The 16,102-nt window shown below is 53.8% G+C and carries 10 protein-coding genes; 7 read left to right on the top strand and 3 right to left on the bottom strand.

What is annotated here, in order from left to right:
• Nucleotides 1-77 precede the first annotated feature (77 nt).
• From J2Y43_RS10185 to J2Y43_RS10175, 3 genes are all read right to left on the bottom strand, one after another.
• Nucleotides 78-2,582, bottom strand: coding sequence for a cation-translocating P-type ATPase (locus J2Y43_RS10185; RefSeq protein WP_309982082.1), 2,505 nt, complete (start codon nt 2,580-2,582; stop codon nt 78-80).
• A 100-nt stretch (nt 2,583-2,682) separates the two neighbouring features.
• Nucleotides 2,683-3,618 carry a polysaccharide deacetylase family protein gene (locus tag J2Y43_RS10180; protein ID WP_309982081.1) on the bottom strand — a complete coding sequence of 312 codons (936 nt, stop codon included), beginning with the start codon at nt 3,616-3,618 and terminating at the stop codon, nt 2,683-2,685.
• A gap of 5 nt (nt 3,619-3,623) precedes the next feature.
• Nucleotides 3,624-4,019, bottom strand: coding sequence for a DoxX family membrane protein (locus J2Y43_RS10175; protein WP_309982080.1), 396 nt, complete (start codon nt 4,017-4,019; stop codon nt 3,624-3,626).
• Between the two features lie 92 nt (nt 4,020-4,111).
• Between J2Y43_RS10175 and J2Y43_RS10170 the strand changes: the two genes are divergently transcribed.
• From J2Y43_RS10170 to J2Y43_RS10140, 7 genes are all read left to right on the top strand, one after another.
• Nucleotides 4,112-4,945 carry an AraC family transcriptional regulator gene (locus J2Y43_RS10170; RefSeq protein ID WP_309982079.1) on the top strand — a complete coding sequence of 278 codons (834 nt, stop codon included), beginning with the start codon at nt 4,112-4,114 and terminating at the stop codon, nt 4,943-4,945.
• 160 nt (nt 4,946-5,105) lie between these two features.
• A complete protein-coding gene (locus J2Y43_RS10165) occupies nt 5,106-6,353 on the top strand; it encodes an MFS transporter (RefSeq protein ID WP_309982078.1) in 1,248 nt (415 codons plus the stop codon).
• Between the two features lie 103 nt (nt 6,354-6,456).
• On the top strand, nt 6,457-7,956 hold the full coding sequence (locus J2Y43_RS10160) for an L-fucose/L-arabinose isomerase family protein (RefSeq protein WP_309982077.1): 1,500 nt from the start codon (nt 6,457-6,459) through the stop codon (nt 7,954-7,956).
• 108 nt (nt 7,957-8,064) lie between these two features.
• On the top strand, nt 8,065-11,253 hold the full coding sequence (locus J2Y43_RS10155; RefSeq protein WP_309982076.1) for a TonB-dependent receptor: 3,189 nt from the start codon (nt 8,065-8,067) through the stop codon (nt 11,251-11,253).
• A gap of 11 nt (nt 11,254-11,264) precedes the next feature.
• The gene (locus J2Y43_RS10150) at nt 11,265-12,698 is read left to right on the top strand and encodes a RagB/SusD family nutrient uptake outer membrane protein (RefSeq protein ID WP_309982075.1); all 1,434 of its coding nucleotides are present in this window, start codon (nt 11,265-11,267) and stop codon (nt 12,696-12,698) included.
• 12 nt (nt 12,699-12,710) lie between these two features.
• Nucleotides 12,711-15,233 (top strand): hypothetical protein, encoded by a 2,523-nt coding sequence (locus J2Y43_RS10145; RefSeq protein WP_309982074.1) that lies wholly within the window; start codon nt 12,711-12,713, stop codon nt 15,231-15,233.
• A gap of 161 nt (nt 15,234-15,394) precedes the next feature.
• On the top strand, nt 15,395-16,096 hold the full coding sequence (locus tag J2Y43_RS10140; protein WP_309982073.1) for a GDSL-type esterase/lipase family protein: 702 nt from the start codon (nt 15,395-15,397) through the stop codon (nt 16,094-16,096).
• Nucleotides 16,097-16,102: the final 6 nt, after the last annotated feature.

Genomic DNA, 16,102 nt, shown 5'->3' with positions numbered 1-16,102 from the left:
CTGTTTCTCTGATAATCTGGCAGCACAAAGGTGTTTGTTACCGGAGTCGTAAATTATGACCATAGTCATGGGCAAACCTATTGGTTGTCAGCCGGCACCGCCCGCCAGATCTTGACTAATTCATACCAAATAGTAAACAAAAACCCGGTACCAATGCTGACCAGCAATTGGTTGACACTCACTTGCGCGAGGCTGAAAAAGCGGGTAACATCCGGTATGAGGAAGATGAGCACCGAAAGCACGACGGTAATGCCGATAATCATCGGAACCAGGTTGTTTTTGTACCGGATGGTGGTCCATATCGAGTGGCGGAACGACCGGTTTACGAGCGTCAAACAAACATTTGCGGCGAGCAGCGCTATAAAAACCATCGAGCGGGTAAGTCTTTCATCGTACGATTGCGCCAATGCATACTGGTACAACAGCAGCATGCCCGCCGTAATCACCAGCCCTTGCAGAATGCTTACCGAGAGCTCTTTCAGGCTAAAAAAGGTGGAGGTAAACGGCCGGGGCTTTTGCAGCAGCAAGTCTTTTTCAAGCGGCTCGTTTTCATAAATGATTGAGCACGTCGGCCCCATGATCATTTCAAAGAAGATGATGTGGACCGGGGTGAAAATGTTGGGATAGGTCCAGCTCAGTGCGAGCGGGATAAAAACCGTCAGTATGATCGGGATATGGATTGAAATAATGTAACGGATCGCGTTTTTAAGCGAAACATATATTTTGCGCCCCATCGCTACCGCATCCACCATCCGGGCAAAATCATCATCGACCAGGATCAGCGAAGACGCCTGCTTGGCAATCTCCGTGCCCTTTTTACCCATTGCAATCCCGATATGCGCGGCCTTCAATGCCGGACCGTCGTTGACGCCGTCGCCGGTCATAGCCACAATCTGCCCCTGTGCTTTCAGGGCATTTACCACCCTTAACTTGGCCTCCGGAAACATCCTGGCAAAAATCCCCGTCTGCATCACTTTATCCTGCAAGGCCTTTTCATCCATCCCAACGAGCTCCTCGCCCAATAAAACCCGCTCCGCGCCCTCAAAACCAATCTGCCTTGCGATGTTCTGCGTCGTGGCGGCATTATCTCCGGTGATAATTTTCACCTGGATACCGGCGCGGCTAAACGCTTGAAAAACGGCCTTAATATTGTTTTTGGGAGGATCATAAAAGGCTACCAATCCCAGAAAATGAAATGGCAGTTGCTGCTGCTTTTCAGGAAACACGTCTTCGGCATAGCTGCTCTGCCCTACGCCGAGCACCCGGTAGCCCTTCGCGGCAAGCACATTGACAACCTCCCATATCGTACGTTTTTCATCTTCCGGCAGCCCGGAGACCGCCATAAGCGCTTCCGGCGCACCCTTCGCAGCGACAATGCGTTCCGAATCCCTGTTTTCAAATACATGGGTCATCATCGGGGGCTTTCCTTCCAATGGATACTCGTGTACCAGCTTAAACCCGGAGCGCATGTCGGCAGCCGCACAATTCACGTATGCCTCATGCAATGCTATTTCCATCGGATCGAAAGGCACCGGTTCGCTGGCCCACATCGCCATCGTCAGCAGGTCCTTTGCCTGGTCGCTCAAAGGTGCATCGGGCGCCTGAATCAGGTTTTGGGCATGGATGTATAAACTGGCCAATTGCATTTTATTCTCGGTGATCGTGCCGGTTTTGTCCGTGCAAATGACCGTCGCGCTGCCTAATGTTTCTATCGTCTGGGTCCGCTTCACAATGATGCCCATCTTCATCAACCGCCAGGCTCCCAGTGCCATAAAAGTGGTAAACGCCACCGGAATCTCCTCCGGCAGGATGCTCATCGCCAATGTCAGCGCTTTTAACAGGCTGTCTAAAAGAACTTGTGTGCGAATGTAATTGATCACCCAAACGAGCAGAAACACGGCCCCACCGGCAATTGCCATCTTCTTGACGAAGTTGGTGATCTGTACCTGCAAGGGAGTCGGCTCCTCCTCGATGGATTGCAGACTTGCCCCGATCGCCGCCAATTTGGTTTGCGCACCTACGGCACCCACCCGGGCCACAGCCCTTCCGCTCGCCACGAGCGTCCCCTGGAAAACCTCGCTGCCCGGTTCATTTTTCGCAACGGCCAACGATTCTCCGGTAAGAATGGACTCGTTGACAGAGAAATCATGTGCTTCCAGAACGGCCCCGTCTGCCGGGATCTTATTCCCTTCTTCCATAATCAGCCAGTCGCCGACCACGATATCCTCCCTCAGGATTTCGATTTCAAGCCCGTCCCGGATCACCTTGCATTTGGGCTCGGTAAGCGATTTGAGCTCGCGCAGCGCATTGCGGCTTTTGCCGTCCTGGTAAATCGAAATAATGGAAATGACCAGGATTGCCCCTAGCATGAAGAAACCTTCGCCGCGCGAGCCCGTGACAAAATAAATCGCTGATGCAGCAATCAATAAAATCAGCATTGGCTCTTTGACAAGCCCCGAAACAGCCGCCCAAAAACCGCTTTCGCTCCGGTCCTCCACCTTGTTCTCGCCGTATCTGCTGCGTGATTCCAGCACCTGACTGGTCGAAAGGCCCCGGGGAGTGTTGATCGTGGAGGAAGACATATGATGCCGATGTTTAGGGTCAATGACGAATCCAGGAGAGAGATTGCAAAATACTCGCCCGCAATCACTGCTGTTAAAACCGTGTAAATCGCCGTTTCTACTACGGCTCCGACAGTATGACCTCCGCTATTTCATCCTTCCTTTTGAAAGTGACGCCCTCGTGCTGCTGCATGTACCTGATGAGGTCATGCGTTACTTTTACCATTTGCGGGGTCCCGCCGATCCGGTCGTGAAAGCTGATCGACAGCTGGCGGCGGCGTGTCGCTCCTTCCTTATAAAACTGGTCAAATTCTGCTCTTACCTGCTGTGCAAACTGATCAGCCGAGAAATTTTTTCCCTCGATCAAAAGAATATCGTTGCAGCGCAGGGTGTAAGGTACGACAGCGAAGTTTTGCCCCTCCACGCGTGTGATAAAGGGCTCGTCGCGACTCAGGTCATCGATATGGTATTTAAAACCAAGCTCTTTGAGGATTTTCAATGTGTTGTCGCCCCGCCTGAGCCAGTTGGCATTGTAACCCACTGGATTAAAGCCCGTCACCTTTCTGATCGCATCTGCACCTTCGCGGACGAAGGCTTTTTCTTCCGGATAGGTCATGCTGTACTGCGAGCGCCAGTTCATGCCGTGTGCCGCTGCCTCATGTCCGCGCGTGACGATCTCCTTTGCCAGATCCGGGTTCTTAAGCACGGCGGCGCCGACCATATGGGACGTCACTTTAATACCAAGTTCATCCCAGTTGTCCAGCATCCGGGGAATGCCTTCCTGATAACCATATTCGTACCAGGTAGCGGCCGGCAAGTCACGGAAGCCCGGAAGCATGTTCTGGGGAAACGGGCTTTCGGCATTGTCGGGCTGGCCGCCGGATTCAAATTGCATTGAAACCGATACGACCAGCCGGGAGCCGTCAGGCCATCGGGAGGAGGAGGAGGCGGATTGCGGGGATTCTCGAAAACCGCTCCCGGCCAGGGTCGGCGTACCAAGCATACCCAACGCACCCAATGCGCCGGTTTGCCTGATGAAAGTTCGTCGCGTGCTCATAGGGTTCATGGTCTGTTAAGAATTTTATCGAGGGACCAGGAGTTGCTGGCTATGAACTGGAGTAGTACCGCGAAGAAAATCAGGTGAATGAGTTGCGACGGTATCGCCTCCCAGTTCTCGACCATCGACGTGCCGAAAAGCAATAGCAGGACCAGGATGGCCCCTGAAATGAGCGCCGGTTCCGTAAAAAGGCCGATCAGGAGTAAAAAGCCAATGACAAGCTCCGCGAATGGCAAAACCATACTGAACGGCCTCACCAATTCCGCCGGCAGCATCGACTTGGCAAAACTGCCAACCATCCACTGGCTGAACGCATTCAATTTAGGCAACCGGACAAGGCCGTGCCCGAACATACTGATGCCGATACCAAGGCGCAACAACAAAAAAACAATAGCATTCATGTTTACAGGATTATGTTTCCAATGCTGCAAATGTCCCGGTATTTGCGGCAAAAAATCTGTACATTTATTGGATAAATCAGTAATTAGAAAGGATGCGAGTTAAGAACCTCCATAAACCTTACGAGATCGAGCTGCTCGTGGCAGATCAATACACGGGTAAGCAGCACAAAAACTCTTTTTTCGAAATGGTTTATATTTTGGAAGGAAGCGGTTTGCAGATCATCAACGACCACCAGTTGCCGTACGGTCCCGACAAACTCTTCCTGATGTTCCCGCAGGACAGCCACGGCTTCGAAGTTCGCGAAACGACACATTTTGCATTTATCCGTTTCAACGAGGGCTATCTGAAAGCCCAGTCCAAAGAGTGGCTGGAAAGGCTGGAATATATTTTCCATAACCACAACCACCTGCCCGGGTGTATCCTCAAAACGGTTACAGACAAACCATTGATCCGGTCGCTGACGGAAGCGCTGCTCCGGGAGCAACAGGCCGCAGGGCCACACAGCCAACAGGTAATGCAACAAATGCTCAACACGATCATCACGATCGCGGCCCGGAACATTGCGCTTTTCCAACAGGCAAATGATTATCAATCGGCACAGCCGCTATCCCTGCTGGGCTACATTCACGAACATATTTATGCCCCCGAGGCGCTGCGCGTGGAAAAGCTCGCCGCGTATTTCAACATATCACAAACCTATGTAAGCCAGTTTTTCAAGCGTGAAACGGGCGAAAGCCTTCAAGAATACATCAATAGCTATCGCCTGGCCCTGATAGAATCCCGTTTGCGGCACACCAACCAGCGTCTCGGCGAGATAGCCGCTCAATTTGGGTTTACCGACAGCAGCCATCTCAACAAGGCTTTCCGAAAAGCCAGAGGATTATCGCCCTCGGATTTCCGCAAAGCGGCGAACTCCGCCTCTTAATCGCCGGCGTATCTCTCTCCTCTATTCCGCTTGCAGACAGCTCTTTTGCAAAAATGACCGGCCCGAAACCGGGCCGTGCGAAAATAAACTCACCAAATCTTGCATTTGGTATTTTGCCGGTTTATTTTTGACAAAATTTAAGTTAGTGCGTTAAGTTAATATGAAGAAAAACTACATCCGCTGGTTCGTTGTTTTCCTGGTGTTTATCGCTACGGGGCTTAGCTTCCTGGACCGCCAGGTGCTTTCCATTGCCGTGATCAGGATCCAGAAAGAGTTCGGCTTCACGGATGTGGAATATGGATGGGTAAACACCAGTTTTCTGCTGAGCTATGCATTGATGTTCACCGTCGGCGGGCGATTGATCGATAAAATCGGTGCTAAAAAAGGGCTGGGAATCGCCGTGGGCCTCTGGTCGGTGGCGAATGTATTGCATGGCCTCATGACCAGCCTGCCCCAGTTGCTCACCTTCCGTTTTTTCCTCGGAATGGGTGAAGGGGCCTGCTTCCCGGGCGCGGCGAAAACGGTGTATGAATGGTTTGATGAAAAAGAAAGGGCGTTGGCCAACGGCATTGCGATCGGCGGATCGGCCATTGGAGCGGTGATCGCGCCGCCGCTGACGATATGGATATCTAATGCTTATGGGTGGCGTGCAGGATTTGTAGTACCGGGGCTGATCGGCATTGTGTGGGTGGTCGTGTGGCTGGCCGTTTCATGGCGTTCACAGGTAGCCGTCGCGGCACCACCGACGCAAACAGTAGCCATACCGCTTGCGGCCATTCTACGCCGGCGCGCCACGTGGGTATTCATTCTCATGCGCTTCATGCTCGATCCGGTGATGTATTTCATGATGTTCTGGATCCCCAAATACCTCAGCGAAGTACGCCATGTGCCTTTCGAGGAGATTGGCAACCTATTTTGGATACCATTTCTGGCGCTGGGCATTTCCAATATTCTGGGCGGCTATTTCTCCGACAAACTGATCCGAAGAAACGTCAGTACCGATCGCGCCCGCAAGATCGTGATGGGCTGTGCGGCCGCATTGACGCTCGCTGTGCCGCTCACCGAGTTCACCTCGTCGTTAAGCATTGCGGTGGCGCTGATGGCGCTCTACATGTTTGCGCATGGCTGCTGGATCACCAATTATATCACCGCTATTTCCGACGTTTTCGGCTCCCGCGCCACTTCAACGGTCGTGGGCCTTTCGGGCACCGCTGGGGCATTGTCCAGCCTGATCCTCAATCCGATGATCGGGAAAATCATTGGCGAATACACCTATAAACCGCTCTGGATCGCATCCGGGTTGCTATACCCCATTGCATTTGCAGCATTCATTGTGTTGATACCGAAGCTCGTGCCACTCCTGAACAAAGAGGAAGAACCGGTGCTGGCCGTACCTGCCAACGATTGATTTTTTTACTTAAACAAAAACAGGAAAAACTGCCGCCCAAACAACTTAGTGCGTTAAGATTGAAACTATAAAGAACCTACCAGAATTAACATTTAACCAACTCATGGGAAATACATTACAAAGTGAGAATCACCAGGTAAGAGAAGCGATCATTCAGAAACGCCAGCCCACCCGGCCCAGAATCGGCGTGTTTGGAGTGGGGTATTTCAAATATTGGAGCCAGTTCGACGGCCTGCTCGATGATATGCTGCGCAAACAGGAGGTTTTTATTGAAAAAATCCGTGGCAGTGCGGACGTCGAACTGGTCGATTTCGGGCTGGTTGACGACGTCCAGAAAGCCTACGAGCTGGTACCAAAGCTCCACGCCGCGAACCTCGACCTGATTTTCTGCGATATGCTCACCTACGCGACCTCCAACACATTCGGCACCATTATCCGTAATCTTAACGTACCGATCGTACTCGTAGCCTTGCAGCCCGACAAAGCGATGGATTACACGCGCGCTTCCACCTATATGCAGCTCTACAACGACGATATCTGCTCCCTGCCCGAGTTTGCAGGCGTGGCCGCACGTATGGGCAAGAAAGTGCCGGATATGATCATCGGCACTCTGCACGACGATCCGCAAGCCGACGCCGAAATCCGGGAGTATTGCCGTATCGCGGCCGTGCTGCACGATGTGCGCACCTCGCGGATCGGGCACATCGGACACCCGATCGAGGCCATGCTCGATATGCACTCCGATTCGACGATGTTCACAGCGCATTTCGGCGCACATATTGTCCAGTGTGAGGCCCATGAGATCGTGACGCATTACCAGAACGCGGACCGTGCGGATATTGAGCATATGAAGGAGCGCATTCTCGACTTCTTCGATACCCCGGACCCCGTCTCCGACCCTATTTCGGAAAAGCTCCGCGACAGCGACCTCGAAACCGCCGCCCGGGTGACGGTGGCCCTCGAAAAATTCGTGGAAGCCAAACAACTCGACGGCCTTGCCTATTATTATGAAGGCCCCGATAACAGCGAAACCCGCACCGTGATGTCGAACCTGATCGTCGGAAACTCGCTGCTGACCGGCGCCGGTTTCCCGATGTGCGGCGAGTCGGATCTGAAAACGTGCTTCGCAATGCTCATTATGGAACGTTTAGGCATTGGCGGTAGCTTTGCGGAGTTCCATCCGGTCGATTTCAAGGAAGGTTTTGTGCTCGTAGGCCACGACGGCCCGCATAATGTCGCCATCGCCGAGGGCAAGCCTGTTTTGCGGAGCCTTACCAAATACCACGGCAAGCCCGGTTTCGGGGCGGGTGTGGAGTTCAAGATCAAGGAAGGGCCTATTACCATGCTGAGTATCAACTCCACCTACGACGGGAAGTTCAAATTTGTCATTGCCGAAGGGCAGTCGGTCGAGGGGCCTATACCTCCTACCGGCAACACCAATACCCGGGGTTTCTTCAAGCCCGACGTCCGCACTTTCCTTCAACGCTGGATGAAGGAGGGCCCTACGCACCACTTTGCATTGGGTGTGGGCCACCACGCGAGCGCTATTGCCAAAATAGCCGGATACCTCAACCTGGAAGCCGTCATTATCCGAGAAGACTGACGCACATTTTCACCGATTGACTTACGCATGCAGCCGCTCCCGGCTGAATTAGCGCCTTTTGTCTTTTTCAAACCCTTTTTCGAGTTCAATCCTAAAAAATTGAAGACTATGATTCGTATTCTATTCCCCGGACGCTGGCTATGGTTCGGCTGTCTGCTGTGCTGCCTGGCCCTCGGCAGCACTCCTTCACGCGCCCAATCCGACGGGCGCAGTACCGTTACAGGCAAGATCACCGACGCCGACAAGGCCCCGCTGATCGGCGCTACCATTACCGAAAAAGGTACCAACAATGGAACAGTGGCGGACGTGGACGGCAATTTTAAACTCTCGGTAGCGTCGGGGGCCAGCATCGTCGTGAGCTTTATTGGTTATGTTTCGCAGGAAATACCAGTCGGCAACCGCACCGTGATCGACGTCGCATTGGCGGCCGACCAGCACCAGTTGCAGGATGTGGTAGTGGTGGGTTATGGTACGCAGCGCAAAAAAGACCTGACCGGCTCCATTGCCAAGATTTCCAGCGAACAGCTTATCCAGCCCTCGGCGGGTAGTTTCGATCAGATGCTCCAAGGCAAAGCACCGGGCGTGCAGATCACCCAAACCACCGGCGCGCCGGGCGGGAATGTGAACGTGCTGATCCGCGGCGTGAGCTCCATTACCGGCGGCAACCAGCCGTTGTACGTGATCGACGGCTTTGCGATCGGCTCGGGTGGCGGTGGCTCAGACATGCGTAATTATGGAGGAAACAACTTTTCCTCCGCGGGCATGGCCGCCAACACGGGCAACCGCGTGAACCCGCTGGCCTCCATCAACCCCTCTGATATCGAATCCATCGAAATACTGAAAGATGCCTCCGCCACGGCCATTTACGGTTCGCGAGGGGCCAATGGAGTGGTGATTGTGACTACTAAAAGAGGCGCTTACGGTAAATCGCAAATCAGTGTGGATGCCTCGTACGGCTTCCAGGAAGTGGCGCACAAGCTGAAAATGATGAATGCAAAGCAGTACGCCGACTACGTGGTGGACGGGCGTGATAATGCCTGGGTGTACGCAGGCGGAAAAGCGACCGACCCGAACGAAGTGCGATCCGTGAACACCCGGGTAAGGCCCGATTTCAGGAACCCGGAGTCGCTTACCACCGATACCGACTGGCAGGATGTACTTTTCCGCACGGCGCCGGTCAGGAACTTACAGCTATCGTCGACCGGCGGTACCGAAAAAGCCCGGTACTTCATCTCCGGCGGCTATTTTTCGCAGGAAGGCGTCATTATCAATTCCGACTACACCCGTTTCAACCTGCGGGTGAATGTGGATGCGCAAATCACCAAACGCATTAAAATCGGCACATCCACATTCGGTTCCTACGGTTATGGCCGGTTTGTGAACACGGAGTCGCATTACGGCGCGGGTGGGCTGCTGGCCAATGTGCTGGCCGCCTCCCCAACGATTCCGGTCTACGATGCGAATGGCGGTTATTATTTCAACCAGAACGATGTGAATGACGGCCTCGGGTTTCTGGCGAATGTGCTGGCCGTAGCCGACGGCTCCGGCGACCGCCGCAAGGTGATGGATTTGGTAACCAATAACTTCCTGGAAGTGAATCTGACCGATCACCTCACTTTCAAAAGCTCAATCGGCGTCAATTTCGGCACCAACAACATTCGCTTGTGGCGGTCTTCGGCCGTCCCGAATTTCGGAACGCTGAACTACCCCGCCACCGCCGGAACTTCCCGGGCCGAGAACCTGAACTGGCTGAATGAGAATACATTGACCTACGCCAAAGTTTTTAATAACAAACATTTCGTAAACGGGCTGATCGGCTTCACCGCACAAAAAAACAGCCGTGACCTGGTGTCGACAGGCGCCTCCGATTTCCCGACGGAATATGTGCCGTTTATCACGGCCGGTATCGTCAATGCGGGCACGCAGAGCATTAATGAATGGTCGCTGCTTTCGATGATGGCGCGGGTTACCTATTCTTATGCAGGCAAATATATGTTCACCGCCACCGTACGGCGCGATGGCAGTTCCAGATTTGGCGCCAACAACCGCTGGGGCTCATTCCCTTCGTTTTCAGTAGGCTACAATATTGCCGAAGAAGATTTCATGAAAAACCAGAATGTGGTGAGCAACCTGAAGTTGCGGGCCAGCTATGGTATTTCGGGAAATAACCAGATCGGCGACTACACCAGCATCGGTTTGTTGTCGACTACCCGCTACATCAAAAACCGGGCGCTCAACCCCGGTCTCGTTCCCAGCACATTATCCAACGATAACCTCACCTGGGAAAAATCGAAACAGACCAATATCGGACTGGACGTGAGCTTGTTCAAAGACCGCATTACCCTCACCGCCGACGCCTACCGCGACCGTAAGACCGACCTGCTGCTGGCCGTACAATTGCCCGCCGCATCCGGTTTCAACAGTTCCACCCAGAACATCGGCGACATCGAGAACAAAGGCTTCGAGCTCGGCTTGCAAACAGTCAACATCCGTCACAAGCGATTTGAATGGAGTACCAACCTGACATTCAGCCACAACGAAAATAAGGTCCTGAAACTGGCTACCGAAGGAGGAAGGATTGCGAACTCGGCCTATCAGATCACCCAGGTGGGCTCCCCGATTTCGAGCTTTTACCTGATCAACAAGCTGGGCGTGTTCATGAACAGCGCCGAACTGGACGGGGCCGCATTGCAGCACCCGAAAACCCAGGCCGGCGACCTCAAATTCGAGGATGTCAACAAAGACGGCGTCATTAACCAGAGCGACCGCAAGATCCTCGGCTCGCCATGGCCGGATTACACGTGGGGCATGGACAACAACTTTTCCCTCGGCAACCTGACCCTGAACATCGGGCTCGTAGGCTCGCACGGCGCGTACACGTACCTGGACGCGGGTGCCTCCCTGCTCGGGGACAACGGGGTGCAGAACAACCTCGTGCTCACCGACCGGAGATGGCGGTCCGAAGCCGATCCCGGCGACGGCATCATGCCCCGCTCGATCAGGAGCAACCACGCGCTCGGCTTCGGGACTTCGTCGCATTACCTGTTCGACAATTCGTTTACCCGTATCAAAAACATCAAACTGTCGTACAACCTGCCGAAGGACCTCACCCGCCGCATGGGTGTGAGTAACCTGAATGTGTATGCCAATGTCGCGAACGTGTACACTTTTACGAATTACGTCGGCTACGACCCTGAATCGAGCATTACCGGTGACAATGTGGTGAATGCGGGCATCGATTACCTCAATTACCCGCTGCCGCGCACTTATACGCTTGGGATCAAACTCACTCTTTAAAAGCATTACCCATGAAAAAGTACATTCTATACAGTCTCATCGCGGTGACCGCCAGCTCCTGCTCCGATTTCCTGAATTTACAGCCCGAATATCAGATCAGTGAAAATTCATTCTACAAAAGCCCTAAGGACTTTGAAACTGCACTGGTGGGCAATTACGCCGGCCTGCAAGGCTTGCATAACACGGCGCTGATCGACCTGGGCGACCTCACGACCGACAATACCGACATCAAATCCACCTCCCCGCTGGTGGCCGAAGCCGAATGCGACGAGGTGAACCTCACCGCCTCCAACGATTTTCTCAATACCGTTTGGAGCATCAGTTTCGCGACCATCGCCAGGTCCAACAATATTCTCTCGCGGCTCGATGCCGTGACTATGACCGACGCCCAGAAGAACCAGTACAAGGGAGAAGCGCTGTTTTTACGGGCATATGCTTATTTCTACCTCGTGCGCCTGTTCGGTAATGTGCCTGTCGTGGATGTGTCATTCAGAAGCCCGGACGAGATCATGAAATTCGATATGACGCGGAGGCCGGTCGCCGAGGTGTACAATGTAATTACCCAAGATTTGCTCCAATCGGCCACTTTGCTGAACGGTGTAGCCGGTTTGAGCAAATCGCAGGCATCCACGGGTGCGGCCAAAACGCTTTTGGGGAAAGTATATCTCACTACCCGGCAGTTTGACCTGGCCAAAACAGTTTTGAAAGAAGTAATCGACCTGAAAACCTATTCATTGAATCCCGATTATAAAAAGCTGTTCACGAATGGCAATGACGAATTGCAGGAATCGGTTTTTGAGATAAAATACTTGTCGGGTAATGTGGGCGAGGGCAATTCATTCTCTACGATCTTCATGCCGTCCCGTTTCGACGTGGGCATGTTCCCCGGGAATATGCAGGGTGCCGGCCGGGTTTTGCCGACGCGCCAGATGGCAGGTTCCTACGAGAAAGGCGATTTAAGGCGCGCCGCCTCGATCGGCGATTCGGTGAAGCTGATATCCGGCAAATACGAAAAAGACCTTTTCGGACTCAAATTTGTGGATTTCACAACGGGTATAGTCGGGGACGGTGGCATCAATTTCACCTCATTGCGCTATGCCGACGTGCTGCTTATGTACGCAGAAGCCCTCAACGAAACCAGTAGTACGGCCGAAGCACATACTTACCTGAATACCGTGAGAAGCCGGGCGGGGTTGCCACCGAAAACAGGTTTGGACAAAGCCGCATTGGCATTAGCCCTTGAAAATGAAAGGAAATTCGAATTTTTCCTTGAAGGGCACCGGTGGTTCGATCTCGTACGGACCGGGCGCTACCAGGTGGTGATGAACCAGTATTTCAAAGACAACGGGCTGAATTTCAGCGTCGCCGATCACGAGGTACTGATGCCGATACCGCTGCGGGAAATCGACATCAATCCTAATCTGGGGCAGAATCCGGGATATTAAACATTGAAACCGATGATTGTAAAAAAGAATATACGGGTATGGATCACGCTGCTGCTGGCGCCGCTCGCAGCCTTCGCACAGCCGCAATCTTCCACACTCAAAGGCGTGCCATTTAACAACATAACCCTGGAAGTATCCCTGAAACCCTTCCGGAAGAACGACAAGGCCTACATCCGCGAAACTGCCCGTGAAATGTTCACGCAGTGGCATTCCATGCTGCGGCATGCTGATACGGTGTCCGTCATGCTCTGGACCGGCGACGGCTCCGAAATCCTTGAATACAAGGGCGACCCGGCCCAGCGGCTCGAATGGGCGCGCTACATCGGCAACCCGAATACCGCGCACCCGGTAGGCTCCGGTCCCAAAGAGCTTACGATCCACGAACGGGCCTATTTGTACTTCGAAAACCCGCCGGAATTCACCTATGGCGATCTGCAATTCATTGTATCCGCATTGAAGGAAGAGGGCCGCAGGGTGACGGGCAAGCCTATCCGCGTCGGCGAGACTTTCGATCCCGGGCCGGAGTTTGCCAAATCCGATTTTAAATACAAACGCCACTGCGAAATCCTCGGCGGCAGTGCCATGGGCCACAACACGATGGTGAGCTGCTACTCGGTGCTCAAAGCGGATTCCGAGTCCTATGCGGGTTTCCCGAACGGGATTCCCGAGGGCACACCGTTCGGTACGTTTCTGGGGCGGCAGGTTAGGCACCTGACGAGCGATATGGGCTTCGATTTCATCTGGCTGAGCAATGGGTTTGGTTTCGGCGTGGAAGGCTGGTCGTCCACGGGTGCTATTTTCGACGGCAAGGGGTTTGACCAAGAAAAACTGGCCGCTACCCATTCCAAAATCGCCGAGTTCTGGAAGTACTTCCGTTCCGAATGCCCCGATATCCAGGTGCAGACACGCGGCACCAACCTTTCGGCTGGCGCGGACCTGGCGCGTGACGGCGTGGATTTGAAATCCATTTATAAGGATAAAAACATCCTGCCGCCGCCTAACTCGCCCTGGGCTGCACTGGACGGTGATTTTGGGCTGGAAATGGTGGGTTATATGTCGAGAATGGCCGAGCTGCCCGACGAACGCTACCTATTCCGCTACTACACCCACGACCCATGGTGGATCAACAGCCCCTGGCTCGACCGCTATGGCCGCGAGCCGCACGACATTTACCTGCCGCTGGCCGTGTCGCGCATCAATGCAAAAGGAGAAGTCAAACTACCGAGCCATCTTAATTTCCTGAGCATCGACGATTCGTTCGGAAACATGCCTACCCAGGTGCCCGACGAGGTGACGCCGCACATCCTGAAAGCCCGCTACGACGCGCCTACCGCGCCCGGGCCGCTCGTGTGGGTGTACCCGTTCGACGAGTATTACGATTGGGCATTCCGATACAAGGACCGGCTGCCGGAAATCTATTACGGCGACTGGCTCATTCGCCAGGCAGTGAACAACGGGCTGCCCGTCAATACCGTCATTTCTACGGGTTCTTTTCAAAAGGTAATAGGGCAAAATCCGGCACGTTTCAAAGAATCGGTGTTGCTGAGTGTTGTGCCAGAAGCAGGCTCGCCACTTGAAAAGGCACTGATCGCATTCGTTGAAAACGGCGGAAAGCTCATGGTTTACGGTCCGGCAGACCATGCCGGCAAAGCCTTCCTCGACCTGCTCAACCTGCAAAATGCAGCCCCGCTGGAAGGCGAGTTCAAGATCAGCAGCGTGTACACGGGCGACGAAATGCAGCGCCCCTATCCCGGCAAGATCATCCACAGCGCGTTGTTTTCCGGCGGCGGCGTGGCTACACGGGTTCAAAATCCCAGGGATGCTTTTACCAAAATCCTCTCGCAAATGAGCCAGGGAAGCCAAAAGCGCGACGTGGCATGGGCAAGAGAGCGAAAGGAATGGAACGGCGGAAAAGTGGTCTATATCCGCGGCACCAATTCCAGCAAGTTCACGGGCGGCAAACTGCTCACACCCGACGATCCTTCGCAGCTATTCACCGGCCCGCTGCTGTTTCGCTACGCCTTGCAGGAGTTCGGGATCGACCTCGGCATTGCCAAGGAGGATCCAGGCGTGAAAAACCCGGTACTGACCGTTTCGCGGAGCCACAATGCATTCATTTTTTCCGGATACAATCCCAACACGACCATCCGCAACAAATTCCGCTTTCCGCAGGGGGCACCGTTGCTGAACGGGCTCGATACCAAGCTCGACAAGGGGCGCTCGGTGTATAGCATGCCTACCTCCTGGAACCGCGAATCGCGGGTATTTGTGGAGCAGAATGAGGGCATTGTGTCCCTCAAAGAGCTGCATTCGGGCGAAATGGGTATTACCAAGCGCTACCGCGTCAGCGGCTTGCAAAACGCGACGGTACGCATTTACCCGCACGAAGACATTAGCCCGGAGCAGTTTAATGCTTATCTCAATGCGAACTACCCTTGGCGCGATGGCCGCATTACCTTCAAACCCGGCGATCCGAAATTCGGGATGCATTATGTAATGGAAGGCGTTACGGGGGATTTGGTGGTGTCGTGGTAGGGGTGAGTTCGACCGCCGACCGCCGACCGCCGACCATCGACGTAATGCTTGTGATAAACCCCTGACTATTCCTGACAACACCTGACTATTCCTGACAACACCTGACCATTCCTGACAACTCCTGACCACATCTGACAACTCCTGACCTAACCTAACCGCCCATGCAAAAATGCCTTTCCGTCCTTTTCCTGACCATAATGGTCGTTGCCCACGTCTTTGCACAAGTCGCCGACACTTCTTACCTATCGGGCGTGAAGCGGGAGCTGCGTACCCAATGGCCGAAGAACCGCCGCGTGAATATCGTATTCCACGGGCATTCGGTACCGGCGGGGTACTGGGATAACCATGAGGTCCACACCCTGGAATCGTACCCGAACCTGTTCCTGAAAGCGTTAAAGGGGCATTATCCTTATGCCGTCGTGAATGTGATCGTGACGGCCATCGGCGGGGAAAGCTCCCTCAGCGGCGCCAAACGCTTCGAGGCCGAAGTACTGCCCCACCAGCCAGACGTGGTCTTCATCGATTATGCATTGAACGACCGTTTTCAACCGCTGGATAAAACCCGTGAGGCATTGGAAAAGATGATCCAAACGGCACAGGCCAGGAACGTCAAGGTGATCCTGGTAACGCCTTCTCCCGATCAACGGATCGATATTGCGGCCCCTTCGAACCCGCTGGACCCGTATGCAGCGCAAATCCGTGAGCTGGCCAGGCAATACGGCACCGGCCTGGCGGATCCTTACATTGATTTTCAAAAAATTGTGAGGGAAGGCAGGCTCAAAGAAGTCATGTCGTCGATCAATCATCCCAATGAAAAAGGACATACCATGATCGTGGACAGGATCATGCCTTATTTTTTCTGATGCCGG

Origin of the sequence: Dyadobacter sp. BE31, from assembly GCF_031457695.1 — a bacterium.
In the GTDB taxonomy this organism is placed as follows: Bacteria; Bacteroidota; Bacteroidia; order Cytophagales; family Spirosomataceae; genus Dyadobacter.
This window is presented reverse-complemented; position numbering and strand designations above follow the sequence as displayed.